Origin of the sequence: Amycolatopsis sp. NPDC051061, from assembly GCF_040682935.1 — a bacterium.
In the GTDB taxonomy this organism is placed as follows: Bacteria; Actinomycetota; Actinomycetes; order Mycobacteriales; family Pseudonocardiaceae; genus Amycolatopsis.
The window spans coordinates 81,924-96,461 of sequence record NZ_JBFBBZ010000004.1 but is presented as its reverse complement, the minus strand read 5'-3'; the positions used below and the strand labels follow the sequence as shown (position 1 = coordinate 96,461).

The window sequence follows — 14,538 nt, the reverse complement described above, 5'->3', positions numbered from 1 at the left end:
CTACCGCCAACTCCGCGTGAAGACAGCGTGAGCCGTTCAGCCCGCCGCGGTGTCTTCGCTCACGGCCTCGACCGCGCGCTTGGCCTGGGTGGTCCGGACCGCGCTCGCCGCGAAGTAGGTGAGCAGCTCCGCGACCTCCACCGGGTCGTCCAGCTGGGGGCAGTGCCCCCAGTCCTCGCGCACCAGCAGCCTGCTGTGCGGCACCAGGGTGTGCAGCTGCCGCCCGGACGCGGCCGTGACGAGCTTGTCCTTGCCGCACGCGACGACCAGCAGCGGCACCTTCACCGAGTCGAGGCGGTAGGCGTCGGCGAGCTCCGCGACGAGCTGGCGGGCCTGCTCCAGCCGGCTCTTGGTCGCACGGTAGTCCGGGAAGAGCGCGGTGAAGCGCTGCACCTGCATCGCGTCGGCCGCGGTCGAGTCGGCGTAGAGCAGCCGCGGGACGAGCTGCTCGGCGACCTTGCGGACCAGGAAGCCCGGTACCGGGACCGGCAGCGCCGAGTAGAGCCGCAGCGGAAACGGGTAGCGCGCGACGGTCCGGATCAGCCACGAGTCGACGAACCCGGGTGCGGCGATCGAGACGACGCCGGAGATCGGCAAGCGGCTGTTTTGCGCCGCGCGCAGGCTCATGGTGCCGCCGAGGGAGTTGCCGGCCAGCACGACCGAGCCGAGCACGGCCTGCTCGCGGACGACGGCGGTGGTGAACGCGTCGAGCTGCGGCAGCATCGGGCCGGGCCGCAGCGGCTGCGCGTCCCCGAACCCGGGCAGATCCACCGCGACCGCCGGGATCCCGGCGGCCGCGAGCTGTTCCAGGGCGGGGCGCCACGTGTCGGCGCTGTCGCAGTAGCCGTGCAGCAGCACCAGGCGCGGCGCGGACGGCCGGACGTGGGGCGTGGCCGCGCGGCGGCGCAGCGAGCGGCGGGGGAGCTCCGGGTCCGGGACGAGGTCGCCGACCTCCAGGACACGGGTGCGGACACCGGCGTAGCGCCGGAAGGAGACCCGGATCGGGTCCGGGTCGCTGCTGGGCCGGCCGCCCGGTCCAGCCGAGTCGGGCCGCTTCGTCGCGGTCATGACTACAGAATACCTTGCGACCATTGGGTTTTGGTCGAATCCAGGTGCTAACGACCAGATCTCGAACTGAGTACGTTAGCGATTCACCTAGTGTCGAGCTGGGCGGAACAAGACGATCCGCCCAGCTCAGCGGCTTCTAGCGGGTGAAGACGATCTTGCCGGCCGTGTCGCCGTCGAGCATCGCCCGGAACCCCTTAGGGGCCTCGGCGAAGGGCAGTTCGGCGCCGATCTGCGGCCGCACCCCGGTCAGGTCGAGGTAGGCGAGCAGGTCCGAGAGCTCGTCCCGGGTGCCCATGGTCGACCCGGCGACGCGCAGCTGGAGGAAGAAGACGCGCTGCAGCTCCGCGCCCGCGTCCGGGCCGCTGGTCGAGCCGGAGACCACGATGATTCCGCCCGGCTTGAGTGATTTGACCGAATGCGACCAGGTCGCCTTGCCGACGGTCTCGAACACGGCGTCGACGCGCTCGGGCAGCCGCGCGCCCGACTCGAACGTCTGGTGCGCGCCCAGGCTCGAGGCGAGCGCGCGCTTCTCCTCGCTGCGACCGGTCACCCAGACCCGGAACCCGGCCGCGCGGCCGAGCTGCACCAGCGCCGTCGAGACGCCGCCGGAGGCGCCCTGCACGAGCATCGTCTGGCCCGGTCGCAGCCCGGACTTCACGAAGAGCATCCGGTAGGCGGTCAGCCAGGCCGTGCCCATGGTCGCGGCCTCGGCGAAGCTGAGCGCGGCGGGCTTCGGGACGACGTTGCGGGCCGGCACGACGACCTGGTCGGCGAACGTGCCCTGGTGCTTCTCGGTGAGCAGCGTCCGCTTCGGGTCGAGGGTGTCGTCACCTTGCCAGCCCGGCGCGTTGATCACCGAGTGGAGCACGACCTCGGAGCCGTCGTCGAGGGTCCCGGCGCCGTCGCAGCCGAGGATCATCGGGAACTGCTCGGGCTTGATCCCGACACCGCGGAGCGTCCAGAGGTCGTGCATGTTGAGGCTGGCCGCCTTGACGTGCACGCGGACCCAGCCGTCCGGCACGTCGGGTTCGGGTCGCTCGCCGACGACGAGCGAGTCCAGGGGGCTTTCGGCGTTGGGTTCCTGCGCGTACACGGCGAACATGCTTCGCAACGTACAGGCCCTGAAGCGCGGTGGCAGTGGAGCGCGCGTAGGCTCACACCGTGTTCAACGGGCTTGCCGACTGGTGGGACGGGGTCGAGCTGTGGCTCGCCCAGGCTTGGTTCCCGGTCCAGTTCGTGCTGGTCATGGTGGTCGTCGTGCCGCTGTGCCTGGCCGCCGCGTGGGTGCTCGACAAGCTCGTCGGGCTCTTCGCCCACTGGCTCGCTCCGGGGCGTGACGACGACCGCTCCGACACCCCGTCCTAGGCTGGCGCACCATGTTCAACCGAAGGCGGATCACCGCCGCCCTGATCGGGCTCCTCGTGCTGGTGCTGGGGGGCTGGCTGGTCAAGGACGCCGTCGGCGGCGACTCGCCCGCGGCCCCCGCCTCGAGCAGCTCGCCGAGCGCGCCCCCGAAGGGCGGCGCGGCCGTGCCGGGCGCGGACTCCGGGCTGCCGGTCAACGCGCTCTCGGCCCTGCCGTCCCAGGCCGGCGACACGTGGAAGCTGATCGAAAAGGGCGGCCCGTACCCGTACCCGCGCAACGACGACGTCGTGTTCGAGAACCGCGAGAAGCGGTTGCCCGGCAAGAAGTCCGGCTACTACCACGAGTACACCGTGAAGACCCCGGGCGGCGCCGACCGCGGCGCGCGGCGGCTGATCACCGGGCAGGCGCACGAGCTGTACTACACCGGCGACCACTACGCGTCGTTCGTCGTCGTGGACCCGGCCCGATGAGCGCCTCGGAGCAGGCGAAGGCCGCCGCGGAAGAGGCCTTCGCGAGGGGCGCGTACCCGCACCTGGTGAACTCGCGGCCCACCGTGGACAAGGCCGGCACGCTCGGCGCGTTCGCCGACGCACTGTCCTTTCCGGACTACTTCGGCCACAACCTCGACGCGCTGTACGACTGCCTGACCGACCTGTCCTGGCTGCCGCCGGGGGAGCACGTGCTGATCTGGCCGGGCTCGGAGGCGTTGCGCAAGGCCGAGCCCAAGACCTACCTGGCGATCCGCAGCGTGCTCTCGGACGCGCAGCGCGCGCTCGGGCCGAGTGGGCGCAGCGCCGGTTCGTGGCGGCTCACGGTCGTGCTGCCGGACGCCTGAGCGGCGCGCTTTCGAGCGTCTGTACGCCGCGGGTCCCGGCGCCGCGGTGAGATTCGTGGTTCCGGTGGTGAGCGGGGGATGGCCGCGGGGATCCTCACGACGATCCGGCAGCTCGGGCAGACGCTCGGGGTCGCGGTGCTCGGGATCGCTTACCAGGCCGGGGGTTTGACGCCGGTGTACGTGGTGGCCGCGGCTTGCGGCGGGGTGACGGGCCTGCTCGCGCTGGTTCCGCGCAAGCGGGTCCGCGTCCCGGCCTGACCCGAGCGCCCCAATGTGGCCTTCGGTGCGTTCAACGCACCCAAGGGGCCCTTCGGTGCGTCAGACGCAACCAAGGCCACATTGGGGCGCTTCAGTCCTGCGGGACCCAGTTCGGCTTGCGCTTCTGGGCGAAGGCCAGGATCCCCTCCTGGCCTTCCTCACTGGCGAAGAACTTCGCCGACAGCCCGAGCATCTCCTCGAACCCCTCCGACGGCGTCGCCGGGCGGGGACGGCTCAGCAGCGCCTTCGTCTCGGCCAGCGCCGTCGGGCCGCCCGCCGCCAGGGCCTTCACGAACCGGGCCACTTCGGCGTCCAGGTCGGACGTCGCCGAGTTCAGCAGGCCGATCTCCACCGCCCGACGAGCATCGAAGGTGTCGCCCGTCAGGAACAGTTCGTGCGCCGCGCGGGGGTTGACCCGGGGAAGGACCGTCAGGGAAATGACCGCCGGGACCACGCCGATGCGGACCTCCGAGAAGGCGAACGTCGCTTCCGGCACCGCCACCGCGATGTCGCACGCCGCCACCATGCCGATGCCGCCGGCGCGGGCGGGGCCGGCCAGGCGGGCGACGACCGGCTTCGGGCTGGTCCACAGCTGCTCGAGGATCTTCGGGAACTCGTTCACGCCCTGGTCGCCCGCGCCCGCGCCGCGGGCCTCCTTGAGGTCCATCCCCGCGCAGAACACCGGACCCGTGTGGGTGAGCACGATGACCCGCACGGCGTCGTCGGCGGCCGCCTTCGCCAGCGAATCCGAAAGCTCGCGGCGCAACTGAGAGGACAGCGCGTTGCGGTTGTGCGGGGAGTCCAGGGTGATCGTGGCGGTGCCGCCCACCACGTCGTAGTGCACCAGTTCGTCAGCCATGACCGACACCCTTGCACACTCCCCGCGCGCCACCGGTGTTACGCGGGCCACCCCGCGGGCGGGAACCCGCGGGGCGGCTCACGGTCAGCCGATGGTCGTCGTGGTGAAGACCGGGCTGGGGTTGGGGAAGCAGGCCGTCGGCGCGGTGATGTCGCCGATGATCGTGCTCGCCACCGCCTTGAACGTCAGGCCCGGGTCGCTGTAGCTCGTGCCGGACAGCTTCGTCTCGATCGTGCCCGACTGGCCGGCGGTCAGGTGCGTCGTGACCGTGGGCAGTTCGAAGGTGGCGCCACCGGCGATCGGGCCGGGGAAGCTCAGGGTGGCGACCCCGTTCGCGACGGCGATGGTCGGCGCCGTGTCACCGAGGCCGGAGCCGCCGGCCAGGTCCGCGCCGACGTAGGTCGAGTTCGCCGGGATCGGGAACTTCAACGCGAACGTGTTGATGTTCTTGACCTTGTTCCCGCTCACGTCGCTCGGGACGGTGTTCGGCGCCGGGTCGATGACGACGTCGAACGCACCGCCGGGCGCGACCGTGGCGGGCGCGGTGACGTCGGTGTCCTGGTTCAGTGACACCTGCTGGGGCCCGACGATCGGGGCGTCGGCCTGACAGTCGAAGGTGACGGCGGTGGTGGCCGCCGATGCCGGGGCGGCGAGAGCGACCGGGAGGGCCGCGACCGCGACCAGAACGCCGAGCTGGGAAAGGTGAAGTGCTTTCACTTGTATCCACCTACCTGCGGTTTTGGAGGGGAGGAAAGAAAGTCGCGCAGCGCTTAGATAGTTACCGGCAAGTTAACTAGCGCGTCAAGGATTTACCGTTCCCATGCGCGCAGGGTGACCAGAAATGTGAAAAAGACTCGCCTTTCGGCGGTGGCAGGCGCGCCGGGCTAGGCGTACTGGCGGAGCAGCCCACTCACCGCGGTGGCGTAGCGGCTGATGACGACGTCGGCGACGCGCGGATCGTCGGCCAGCGGCGCCGCGACGAACGCGCGGGGATCCGCCTCGCGGGCCAGTCGCGAGATCCGGTCCGGCAGCAGACCGGGTGCCAGGAACCACGACACCACGACCAGATGGCGCACCCCGCGGGCATGCAACCGGGCCGCCGCCGCGGGGATGTCCGGCTGGGTGGCGGAAGCGAAGGCCTCGCTCACCGGGACACCCAGCCGCTCCTCCCACCGCGCGGCCAGAGAAGCGACGACCGCGTTCGCCGACGCGTTGGACGAGCCGACCGCGCTCAGCAGCACACCCGTCCCACGCCGGCGAGGTGCGGACGCCAGCCGGTCCAGGGCCACCGCCTCCAGCGCCGGATCCGCGCCCAGGACGTCCGACACCTCGACGCGGAAGCCCGGGCACTCGGAAACCACCTGGTCGATCAGCGCCGGCAGGTCCACCCGGGCGTGGAACGCGCTCCCGAGCAGCAGCGGCACCACGACCGCCGACCGGTGCCCCGACGAGTACAACCCTCGCAGCACGTCGGTGACGAGCGGCGCGGAGAGGTCCAAAAAGGACTCGTGCACCGAAAGACCCGGCGCCTGCGCGCGCACGACGTCGACGAGCGCCCGCACGGTCGCGGCCGAGCGGGGATCACGACTGCCGTGCGCGACGGCGACCAGGGGCGGCGTCACGAGAAGCGCTCACCCACCAGGCCCGCGGCGAGGGTGTCGCCGTCCTTCGGGTCGATCACCAGGAAAGCGCCGGTGCGCGGGCTGTCGCCGTAGTCGTCGACGCCCAGCTCCTCGGCCAGCCGCAGCGTGACCAGCCCGATGTCGTTCAGTTCCAACGACGAAGGCGAGTCCACACTGGACAGTACTTGCTCGTCGAACCGCGCGTGGAGGTCACCGACCAGCGCCTGGACCGTGCGGGCACCGTGCTTGACGAGCACACGCGCGCCCGCCTTCAACGGCTTCGACGACAGCCAGCACAGCGTGCCGGTGATCTCGTCGGTGATCCGCGGCGGGGAGTCCGCGGCGGCGATCAGGTCGCCGCGGGAGATGTCGATGTCGTCGGTGAGCAGCAGCGTCACCGACGTCCCGGCGCCGGCCTCTTCGAGGGGCCCGTCGGCGGTGTCGATCCGCTCGATGCGGCTGCGGATGCCTTGCGGCAGCACGACGATCTCGTCGCCCGGGCGGACCGTGCCGGCGGCGATCTGGCCCGCGTAGCCCCGGTAGTCCGGGTACTCCGGCGTGCGCGGGCGGATCACGTACTGCACCGGGAAGCGCAGCGCCGAGTCGTGCGGGTCGGGCGCGACCGGCACGTCCTCGAGGTGCTCCAGCAGGCTCGGGCCGGAGTACCACGGCGTCCGCTCCGAGCGCGTCGCGACGTTGTCGCCCTCCAGCGCCGAAACCGGGATCGCCAGCACCGAGCCCCGGGGGTAGCCCAGCGTTTCGGCGTGCGTGGCGAACTCCTTGGCGATCACCGTGAACGTCGCCTCGTCGTAGTCGACCAGGTCGATCTTGTTCACCGCGAGCACCAGCTGCGGCACGCCCAGCAGGGCCAGCACCGCCGCGTGCCGCCGGGTCTGCTCGATGACGCCCTTGCGCGCGTCGACCAGCAGCACGGCCAGCTGCGCGGTGGACGCGCCGGTCACCGTGTTGCGCGTGTACTGCACGTGCCCGGGCGTGTCGGCCAGCACGAACGACCGCTTCGGCGTGGCGAAGTACCGGTAGGCGACGTCGATGGTGATGCCCTGCTCGCGTTCCGAGCGCAGGCCGTCGACGAGCAACGACAAGTCCGGCGTGGACAGTCCCTTGTCGACGGACGCGCGCGTGACGGCGTCGAGCTGGTCGGCGAGCACCGACTTCGTGTCGTAGAGCAGCCGGCCGACCAAAGTGGACTTTCCGTCGTCGACGCTTCCGGCCGTGGCCAGACGCAACAGCGAGCTCATCAGAAGTACCCCTCACGCTTGCGGTCTTCCATGGCCGCCTCGGACATCCGGTCGTCGGCACGGGTGGCGCCGCGTTCGGTCAGCCGCGACGCCGACACCTCGGCGATGACGTCTTCGACGGTGGTCGCGGTGGACTCGATCGCGCCGGTGCACGAGCCGTCGCCGACGGTCCGGTAGCGGACCGTCCGCTCGCGGACCTCCTCGCCCGGGCGCGGGCCGCCCCACGGGCCTTCGGCGAGCCACATCCCGTCGCGCAGGTACACCTCGCGCTGGTGCGCGTAGTAGATCGACGGCAGATCGACCTTCTCGCGGGCGATGTAGTTCCAGACGTCGGCCTCGGTCCAGTTGGACAGCGGGAAGACGCGGACCTGCTCGCCCGGGCGGTGCCGTCCGTTGTAGAGGTTCCACAGCTCGGGCCGCTGCCGGCGCGGTTCCCACTGGCCGAAGGAGTTGCGGAGGCTGAAGATCCGCTCCTTCGCCCGGGCGCGCTCCTCGTCGCGGCGGCCGCCGCCGAACACGGCGTCGAACTTGTTCTCGGAGATGGTGTCGAGCAACGGCGTGGTCTGCAACGGGTTCCGCATCCCGTCCGCGCGCTCTTCCAGCCGCCCGTCGTCGATCCAGTCCTGCACCTTCGCGACGACCAGCCGCAGCCCGTGGCGCTCGACGACGCGGTCGCGGAACTCGATGACCTCGTCGAAGTTGTGCCCGGTGTCCACGTGCAGCAGCGGGAACGGCACCGGTGCCGGCCAGAACGCCTTGATCGCCAGGTGCAGCAGCAGCGTCGAGTCCTTGCCGCCGGAGAAGAGGATCACCGGCCGGTCGAACTCGCCCGCCACCTCCCGGAAGATGTGGATGGCCTCGGACTCGAGCGCGGCCAAGTTGTCCGTAGCCAGGGGGGCCTGGGGGTCTCCCCCGGAGGGCAGAGTGGTGGCGGGCTCCAAGGTCGTCATGCGTCCTTCCTCAACCGTGCAGTCCGCACTCGGTCTTGCTCTGACCCGCCCAGCGGCCGCTGCGGGGGTCCTGCCCCGGCTCCACGCGAGCGGTGCAAGGCCCGCAGCCGATCGAGAGGTAGCCGATCGAGACCAGGGGGTTCTCCAGGATCGAGTGCTCCCGGATGTAGCCGGTGAACTCGTCGTCGGTCCACGCCGCGATGGGGTTGACCTTCACCAGGCCGTTGCGGTCGTCCCAGGTGACGATCGGGGTGTTCGCGCGGGTCGGCGCGTCGACCCGGCGGACGCCGGTGATCCACGCCGAGTAGTTCGCCAGGGTCTTGCGGAGCGGCACGACCTTGCGCAGGGTGCAGCACAACGTCGGGTCGCGGTCGTGCAGCTTCTCGCCGTACTCCGCGTCCTGCTCGGCGACGCTCTGCTCGGCCTGGGCGTTGACGATCTTCACGTCCGGGTAGACCGCCTGCACGGCGTCGCGCGTGCCGATGGTCTCCGGGAAGTGGTAGCCGGTCTCCAGGAAGAGGATGTCCACATCGGACTTCACCTTGGTGGCGAGGTCGATCAGCACGGCGTCCTGCATGTTGGACGCCACGATGAAGTCCTCGCCGAACGTCTCGACGGTCCAGCGGATCGCCTCTTCGGCGGTGGCGTCCGCGAGCTCTTTCGAGGCGCGCTCGGCGAGGGTCTTGTAGTCGGCGGTGGCGGTCATCGGGAAACCTCCGGAAGGGACAGGCCGAGGAACTTGACCGAGAAAACCCGGCGACAGGCGGAACACAGCCAGCCGCCGTTCTCTTCCGGCCGCAGGTCTTCGTCGCCGCAATACGGGCAGTAATACGGCGCGGCACGCTCGGTGGACGTCACTGGAGCGCGCTTTCCTCGGCCCGCGCGGCCCACTGCGGGAACCGCTCGCCCGGTTCGCGTCCGACGACGTAGGCGCGCACGACGCGTTCGACGTAGCCGGTGAGCTCCGAAGCGGTCACCTTGTGGCCGCGCAGCTTCCGGCCGAACCCGGCGTCGAGGCCGAGGCCGCCGCCGAGGTGCACCTGGAAGCCTTCGACCTGGTTGCCGTCGGCGTCGGTGACGATCTGGCCCTTGAGGCCGATGTCCGCGGTCTGGATCCGCGCGCAGGAGTTGGGGCAGCCGTTGAGGTGCACGGTCACCGGCGTGTCGAGGCCGTCCTGGATGTCCGCGAGGGACTTCTCCAGGTCCGAGACCAGCTGCTGCGCGCGAGCCTTCGTTTCGACGATGGCGAGCTTGCAGAACTCCAGCCCGGTGCAGGCCATCACCCCGCGCCGCCACGGCGACGGCTTCGTCTCCAGCCCGAGCTCGGCCAGCTCGGCTTCGAGCGAGGGCACCTGGGGTTCCGGGACGTCGAGCACGACGACCTTCTGCAGCGGGGTGAACCGCACCCGGGTCGACCCGGCCCGCTCGGCGGCCTTGGCGACGGCGACGAGCGCGCCGCCGTTCACACGGCCCGCGATCGGGGCCGCGCCGACGTAGAAGTTGCCGTCGACCTGCGGGTGCACGCCGACGTGGTCGACCGGCACGGCGGGGTTCTCCGGCGGCGGGCCGTCGATCAGCTCCCGCTTGAGGTACTCGTCCTGCAGCACCTGCCGGAACTTCTCGGCACCCCAGTCCTTGACGAGGAACTTCAGCCGCGCCCGCGAGCGCAGCCGCCGGTAGCCGTAGTCGCGGAAGATCGAGATGACGCCTTCCCAGACGTCGGGCACGTCGTCGCGCGGCACCCAGGCGCCGAGGCGCTGCCCGAGCATCGGGTTGGTGGACAGGCCGCCACCGACCCAGACGTCGAAGCCGGGTCCGTGCTCGGGGTGGTTCACGCCGACGAAGGCGACGTCGTGGATTTCGTGTGCCACGTCCGGCTGGCCGGAGACGGCGGTCTTGAACTTGCGCGGCAGGTTCGCGAACTCCGGCTTGCCGATGTAGCGGCGCTTGATCTCGTCCAGCGCGGGCGTGCCGTCGAGCACCTCGTCCGCCGAGATGCCGGCGACCGGCGAGCCGAGCATGACGCGCGGGCTGTCGCCGCACGCCTCCATCGTGGTCATGCCGGCCTTTTCGAGCTTGTCCCAGATCGCCGGGACGTCCTCGATGCGGATCCAGTGGTACTGGATGTTCTGCCGGTCGGTGATGTCGGCGGTGTCCCGCGCGTACGCCTGCGAGATCTCGCCGAGCGCGGTGAGCTGCTCGGTGGTCACCGCGCCGCCGTCGATCCGGACCCGCAGCATGAAGTAGCGGTCGTCGAGCTCTTCGGGCTCCAGCGTCGCGGTGCGGCCGCCGTCGATCCCCGGCTTGCGCTGGGTGTAGAGGCCGAACCAGCGGAAGCGGCCGCGCAGGTCGCCCGGGTCGATCGCGTCGAACCCGCGGTGGGCGTAGATGTTCTCGATCCGCGCCCGCACGTTCAGCGGGTGGTCGTCCTTCTTGGACCGCTCGTTCGGGTTCAGCGGCTCCCGGTAACCGAGCGCCCACTGCCCTTCGCCGCGCTTCTGCTTGGCGCGCGCGGGGCGGGCGGGGGTCTGGGGCGTGGCCATGGCGGCGTCCTCCGAGAGGCATTTCGTGGCAGCGGAGGACCACCGGCTCGCGGGGGGTCCTCCGGCGCCGGCTGTCCAGAATTCGTGGCAGGTGGTGGCGATCGGGAGTCAGCGAACGGGTACGCAGAGGGCGCTGGCGACCCGCAGGAGGTCGACGTGGCGGCGGGCCACGAGGAGAACACCGGCATGAGTCACGGCGTCAGCGTGCCACGCGTCCAATATGTGGTCCAGGGCTGCCCGAATGGTGGGAGCAGGGTCACTCGCCTGGGAGAATGCGATCGACCAGCAGGGCCACGACCTGCGCGTCCGAGTACCCGGCGAAGGCTTCGGGCAATGTCAACCGCTCGACGGTCAAGCCGGTCAGGGCCAGATAGAGCAGCAGGACCTCGTCCCGTCCGCCGGGCAGGCCGGCGGCCTCGTGGAAGTCCGCGCTCAGCTCGAAGCTCTCCTGGACGGCCGCCGTCAGCGCCGCCGTCAGCTCCGGACGGCGGTTCGCCTCCAGCCGCAGTTCGAGCAGGGCGAGGTAGGAGCTGCGGCGAGTGGTCAGCCGGGTCATCAGGTCGCCGAGCAGCGCGGCGACCCGCCCGGTCGACGGCGACGGTCGACTGGTTCGCCAGCGTCAACGCGGGCGCGCCCGGCTGCGAAATCAGCTTCGTGCAGCGCGGGCACGAGTCGGTCCCGCCGGCCTACCGGGCACGGGAGACGGCGGGGCTGATGTTCGGGCTCGTCGTCGAGGACGCCGCCACCGAGGCGAAGCGGCTGGTGGACACCGGTGTGGCACTGGTCACGCCGGTCGTCGACGAGCTCTACGGCAGCGGCACTTCTACGTCGCGGACCCGAACGGCGTGCTGCTCGACGTCATCGAGATGATCCCGCCCGACCCGGACTGGGCGGCGGCGAACCTCCCGGCGTCGTAGGGGACAATCGGGGGGTGCCCGTGCTGCGTCCCGACTCCACCACCTCGATCGATCCGGCGTTGCCGGAGAGCGCGCTGAAGGGGCTCGGCAGCAGAGCGTTCGGGGTCTACGTCCACGTCCCGTTCTGCGCGACGCGCTGCGGCTACTGCGACTTCAACACCTACACCGCGGGCGAGCTGGACTCGGGCTCGTCGCCGCAGTCCTGGCTCGAAGGGCTGCGGCGCGAGCTGGAGCTCGCCGCGAAGGTCCTGGTCGTGCCGCCCGCCGCCGACACCGTGTTCGTCGGCGGCGGCACGCCGTCGCTGCTCGGCGCCGACGGTCTCGCCTCGGTGCTCGACGCCGTCCGCGACGTCTTCGGGCTCGCCCCGGGCGCCGAGGTCACGACGGAGTCGAACCCGGAGTCGACGTCGCCGGAGTTCTTCGCCGGGATCCGCGAAGCCGGGTATACGCGCGTCTCGCTCGGCATGCAGTCGGCCGCGCGGCACGTGCTGAAGATCCTCGACCGCGTGCACACCCCCGGCCGGCCGGGCCAGGCCGCCGCCGAAGCGCGCGCGGCCGGGTTCGAGCACGTCAACCTCGACGTGATCTACGGCACGCCCGGCGAGCGCCCGGACGACCTGCTCGCGACGCTCGACGCCGTGCTGGCCGCGGGCGTCGACCACGTGTCGGCGTACGCGCTGATCGTCGAGGAGGGCACGGCGCTGGCCCGCCGGGTGCGCCGCGGCGAGCTGCCCGCGCCGGACGACGACGTGCTGGCCACGGACTACGAGATGATCGACGCGACGCTCTCGGCGGCCGGGCTGCGCTGGTACGAGGTGTCGAACTGGGCGGCGGACGACGCGGCCCGCTGTCGCCACAACCTCGGCTACTGGCGCGGCGACGACTGGTGGGGCGCCGGCCCGGGCGCGCACAGCCACGTCGGCGGCGTGCGCTGGTGGAACGTCAAGCACCCGGCGCGCTACGCCGCGCTGCTGGCCGCCGGCGACTCGCCCGCGGGCGGGCGCGAGGTGCTCACCGACGACGACCAGCACCTCGAGCGGATCATGCTCGAACTGCGCGTCGCCGAAGGACTTCCGCTGGACGTGCTGGACGAACCGGGGCTCGCGGAAGCCCGCGCGGCGGCGGCCGAGGGGCTGCTCGATCCGTCCGCTTTGGACTCCCGGGGCCGCGCGGTGCTCACCGACCGTGGCCGGCTGCTGGCCGACGGAGTCGTCCGGCGTCTCGCGGGCTGACGGGATTAAATCCCGGGGCCTTGTCGTTGCTTGTATCGAGCAACGACTTTAGGAGGGCCCATGGCGCGCGCGATCAGGTTCGACGAGTACGGCGACGTGGACGTCCTCCGGATCGAGGACGTCCCGCGACCGGCACCGGGACGGGGGCAGGTGCTCGTCGAGGTCCGCGCCGCCGGGATCAACCCGGGCGAGGCCGCCATCCGGCGCGGCTTCCTGCACGAGCGCTGGCCGGCGACCTTCCCGTCCGGGCAAGGTAGCGATTTCGCCGGCGTCGTCGCGGAACTCGGCGACGGCGTCGAGGAGATCGCGGTCGGCGACGAGGTGATCGGCTTCGTGCACACGCGCTCGAGCCACGCGGACTACGTCGTGGCCGAGGCTTCGGACCTCACGCCGCGGCCAGACGGCGTTTCGTGGGAGGCCGCGGGCGCGCTGTTCGTCGCCGGCACCACCGCTTACGCCGCGATGGCCGCGGTCTGCCCGCGCGAGGGCGACACAGTCGTCGTCTCGGGCGCGGCCGGCGGCGTCGGATCGCTGGCCGTCCAGCTGGCGAAGCTGGCCGGCGCCACGGTGATCGGCCTGGCCGGGGAAGCGAACCACGACTGGCTGCGCGAGCTGAATGTCATCCCGGTGGCCTACGGCGACGGCGTGCTCGAGCGGATCAGGGAAGCCGCCCCGGGCGGCGTGCACGCGTTCGTCGACACCTTCGGCTCCGGGTACGTGGAATTGGCGCTGCACCTGGGGATCCACCCCGGGCGGATCGACACGATCATCGACTACGAGGCGGCCGCGAAGTACAACGTGAAGACCGAGGGCAACATGGCCGGCGCGTCGGCCGAGGTGCTGCGCGAGCTGAGCCTGCTGGTGGGCAAGGGACTCCTCGAGGTACCGATCGCGCGCGTCTACCCGCTGGATGAGGTGCACGAGGCCTACCGCGACCTGGAGCAGCGGCACACGCGCGGCAAGATCGTGCTGACGCCCTAGTTCTTCGCCGCCACGACCTTCAGGCCCGCGAGGTGGACGTCGAGGGCGAACTCGAGGCGTTCGGTCGCCGTCTCGGCGGAGAAGAACTCGCCGATGCGCAGCATGTTCGGGAACGCCTCGGGCGGCAGGGATCGCATGTACGCCACCATCTGCTCGCCGCGTTTCGCCGTCTCGGCTTCGTCGATGTCGCCCCAGGTCCAGCCGCTCGCCTCGTACGCGTACGCCTTGGCGTAGAGCGCCAGCGCGTCGCCGGCGAACGTCGCCTGCTTGAGCGTCAGGCCGCCCGCGCGCAGCAAGGCGAGCATCGCCTCGCCCTGCCGCAATGAGCTCGGCGTGACCGGCACGGCGATGTCCCACGCCACCCGGGCGATGCCGGGGTGCGCGACCAGCACCCGGATCTGGCCGCGGACCAGCTCCTTCACCTGCTCGTCCCAGCGCGCCGGGTCAGGGTCCGGGATCGGCGCTTCGGCGAGGACGGCGTCGAGCATCAGCTCCGCCAGCTCGTCCTTGTTGGCGACGTGCGCGTAGAGCGAAGCGGGCCCTGTCTCCAGCTCCTGCGCGACCCGCCGCATGGTGACCGCGTCGAGGCCTTCCCCGGCCAGGATTTCCAGCGCCGTCTTCACGACGAGCTCCTGGGAGAGCGCGGGTT

General features: G+C 71.3%; 19 protein-coding genes and 1 pseudogene. 7 read left to right on the top strand and 13 right to left on the bottom strand.

The window, feature by feature from the left end; all coding sequences use genetic code 11:
- Positions 1-36 precede the first annotated feature (36 nt).
- Positions 37-1,068, bottom strand: coding sequence for an alpha/beta hydrolase (locus tag AB0N03_RS06960; protein ID WP_364366584.1), 1,032 nt, complete (start codon positions 1,066-1,068; stop codon positions 37-39).
- 136 nt (positions 1,069-1,204) lie between these two features.
- A complete protein-coding gene (locus tag AB0N03_RS06955; protein ID WP_364366581.1) occupies positions 1,205-2,170 on the bottom strand; it encodes a zinc-binding dehydrogenase in 966 nt (321 codons plus the stop codon).
- 59 nt (positions 2,171-2,229) lie between these two features.
- Between AB0N03_RS06955 and AB0N03_RS06950 the strand changes: the two genes are divergently transcribed.
- The 4 genes from AB0N03_RS06950 to AB0N03_RS06935 all read left to right on the top strand — a co-directional run bounded on the left by AB0N03_RS06950 (position 2,230) and on the right by AB0N03_RS06935 (position 3,526).
- Entirely contained in the window at positions 2,230-2,433 is a 204-nt protein-coding gene (locus AB0N03_RS06950) for a hypothetical protein (protein ID WP_329044304.1), read from the top strand.
- Between the two features lie 11 nt (positions 2,434-2,444).
- A complete protein-coding gene (locus AB0N03_RS06945) occupies positions 2,445-2,903 on the top strand; it encodes a ribonuclease domain-containing protein (RefSeq protein WP_364366577.1) in 459 nt (152 codons plus the stop codon).
- The gene (locus AB0N03_RS06940; RefSeq protein WP_364366575.1) at positions 2,900-3,268 is read left to right on the top strand and encodes a barstar family protein; all 369 of its coding nucleotides are present in this window, start codon (positions 2,900-2,902) and stop codon (positions 3,266-3,268) included. Before AB0N03_RS06945 ends, AB0N03_RS06940 begins: the two co-directional genes overlap by 4 nt.
- A 78-nt stretch (positions 3,269-3,346) precedes the next feature.
- Complete coding sequence (locus AB0N03_RS06935; RefSeq protein WP_364366572.1) at positions 3,347-3,526, top strand: hypothetical protein; 180 nt, start codon at positions 3,347-3,349, stop codon at positions 3,524-3,526.
- A gap of 91 nt (positions 3,527-3,617) precedes the next feature.
- Here AB0N03_RS06935 and AB0N03_RS06930 read toward each other — a convergent pair whose 3' ends face one another.
- From AB0N03_RS06930 to AB0N03_RS06885, 10 genes and pseudogenes are all read right to left on the bottom strand, one after another.
- Positions 3,618-4,385: an enoyl-CoA hydratase family protein gene (locus AB0N03_RS06930; protein WP_364366569.1), complete on the bottom strand. Its 768-nt coding sequence runs from the start codon at positions 4,383-4,385 to the stop codon at positions 3,618-3,620.
- Positions 4,386-4,469: 84 nt separating this feature from the next.
- The gene (locus AB0N03_RS06925) at positions 4,470-5,102 is read right to left on the bottom strand and encodes a cyclase (protein ID WP_364366566.1); all 633 of its coding nucleotides are present in this window, start codon (positions 5,100-5,102) and stop codon (positions 4,470-4,472) included.
- 167 nt (positions 5,103-5,269) lie between these two features.
- Positions 5,270-6,007, bottom strand: coding sequence for a sirohydrochlorin chelatase (locus AB0N03_RS06920; protein ID WP_364366563.1), 738 nt, complete (start codon positions 6,005-6,007; stop codon positions 5,270-5,272).
- Positions 6,004-7,266, bottom strand: coding sequence for a GTP-binding protein (locus tag AB0N03_RS06915; RefSeq protein ID WP_364366560.1), 1,263 nt, complete (start codon positions 7,264-7,266; stop codon positions 6,004-6,006). Before AB0N03_RS06915 ends, AB0N03_RS06920 begins: the two co-directional genes overlap by 4 nt.
- Positions 7,266-8,216 (bottom strand): sulfate adenylyltransferase subunit CysD, encoded by a 951-nt coding sequence (gene cysD, locus AB0N03_RS06910; protein ID WP_364366557.1) that lies wholly within the window; start codon positions 8,214-8,216, stop codon positions 7,266-7,268. Before cysD ends, AB0N03_RS06915 begins: the two co-directional genes overlap by 1 nt.
- 10 nt (positions 8,217-8,226) lie before the next feature.
- Positions 8,227-8,922: a phosphoadenylyl-sulfate reductase gene (locus tag AB0N03_RS06905; protein ID WP_364366554.1), complete on the bottom strand. Its 696-nt coding sequence runs from the start codon at positions 8,920-8,922 to the stop codon at positions 8,227-8,229.
- Positions 8,919-9,074 (bottom strand): Insertion element protein, encoded by a 156-nt coding sequence (locus tag AB0N03_RS06900; RefSeq protein WP_247055118.1) that lies wholly within the window; start codon positions 9,072-9,074, stop codon positions 8,919-8,921. Before AB0N03_RS06900 ends, AB0N03_RS06905 begins: the two co-directional genes overlap by 4 nt.
- Positions 9,071-10,759 carry a nitrite/sulfite reductase gene (locus AB0N03_RS06895; RefSeq protein ID WP_364366551.1) on the bottom strand — a complete coding sequence of 563 codons (1,689 nt, stop codon included), beginning with the start codon at positions 10,757-10,759 and terminating at the stop codon, positions 9,071-9,073. The genes AB0N03_RS06900 and AB0N03_RS06895 overlap by 4 nt, the downstream gene beginning before the upstream one ends.
- A 108-nt stretch (positions 10,760-10,867) precedes the next feature.
- Positions 10,868-10,954 (bottom strand): putative leader peptide, encoded by an 87-nt coding sequence (locus AB0N03_RS06890; protein ID WP_350310667.1) that lies wholly within the window; start codon positions 10,952-10,954, stop codon positions 10,868-10,870.
- 61 nt (positions 10,955-11,015) lie between these two features.
- A pseudogene (locus AB0N03_RS06885) lies at positions 11,016-11,339 on the bottom strand (TetR/AcrR family transcriptional regulator); the annotation flags it as partial.
- 74 nt (positions 11,340-11,413) lie between these two features.
- Here AB0N03_RS06885 and AB0N03_RS06880 point away from each other — a divergent pair.
- From AB0N03_RS06880 to AB0N03_RS06870, 3 genes are all read left to right on the top strand, one after another.
- Entirely contained in the window at positions 11,414-11,629 is a 216-nt protein-coding gene (locus AB0N03_RS06880) for a hypothetical protein (RefSeq protein WP_364366548.1), read from the top strand.
- A gap of 61 nt (positions 11,630-11,690) precedes the next feature.
- Entirely contained in the window at positions 11,691-12,908 is a 1,218-nt protein-coding gene (hemW, locus tag AB0N03_RS06875; RefSeq protein ID WP_364366545.1) for a radical SAM family heme chaperone HemW, read from the top strand.
- A 60-nt stretch (positions 12,909-12,968) separates the two neighbouring features.
- Positions 12,969-13,889 carry an NADP-dependent oxidoreductase gene (locus AB0N03_RS06870; RefSeq protein ID WP_364366542.1) on the top strand — a complete coding sequence of 307 codons (921 nt, stop codon included), beginning with the start codon at positions 12,969-12,971 and terminating at the stop codon, positions 13,887-13,889.
- Here the strand turns inward: AB0N03_RS06870 and AB0N03_RS06865 are convergent.
- Complete coding sequence (locus tag AB0N03_RS06865) at positions 13,886-14,500, bottom strand: TetR/AcrR family transcriptional regulator (protein ID WP_364367154.1); 615 nt, start codon at positions 14,498-14,500, stop codon at positions 13,886-13,888. The two genes, AB0N03_RS06870 and AB0N03_RS06865, sit on opposite strands and share 4 nt — an antisense overlap.
- Positions 14,501-14,538: the final 38 nt, after the last annotated feature.

Coding starts and splice junctions, on each gene's coding strand:
- AB0N03_RS06960 (WP_364366584.1), bottom strand. CDS start 1,068: ATGACCGCGACGAAGCGGCCCGACTCGGCTGGACCGGGCGGCCGGCCC.
- AB0N03_RS06955 (WP_364366581.1), bottom strand. CDS start 2,170: ATGTTCGCCGTGTACGCGCAGGAACCCAACGCCGAAAGCCCCCTGGAC.
- AB0N03_RS06945 (WP_364366577.1), top strand. CDS start 2,445: ATGTTCAACCGAAGGCGGATCACCGCCGCCCTGATCGGGCTCCTCGTG.
- AB0N03_RS06940 (WP_364366575.1), top strand. CDS start 2,900: ATGAGCGCCTCGGAGCAGGCGAAGGCCGCCGCGGAAGAGGCCTTCGCG.
- AB0N03_RS06935 (WP_364366572.1), top strand. CDS start 3,347: ATGGCCGCGGGGATCCTCACGACGATCCGGCAGCTCGGGCAGACGCTC.
- AB0N03_RS06930 (WP_364366569.1), bottom strand. CDS start 4,385: ATGGCTGACGAACTGGTGCACTACGACGTGGTGGGCGGCACCGCCACG.
- AB0N03_RS06915 (WP_364366560.1), bottom strand. CDS start 7,266: ATGAGCTCGCTGTTGCGTCTGGCCACGGCCGGAAGCGTCGACGACGGA.
- cysD (WP_364366557.1), bottom strand. CDS start 8,216: ATGACGACCTTGGAGCCCGCCACCACTCTGCCCTCCGGGGGAGACCCC.
- AB0N03_RS06905 (WP_364366554.1), bottom strand. CDS start 8,922: ATGACCGCCACCGCCGACTACAAGACCCTCGCCGAGCGCGCCTCGAAA.
- AB0N03_RS06895 (WP_364366551.1), bottom strand. CDS start 10,759: ATGGCCACGCCCCAGACCCCCGCCCGCCCCGCGCGCGCCAAGCAGAAG.
- AB0N03_RS06870 (WP_364366542.1), top strand. CDS start 12,969: ATGGCGCGCGCGATCAGGTTCGACGAGTACGGCGACGTGGACGTCCTC.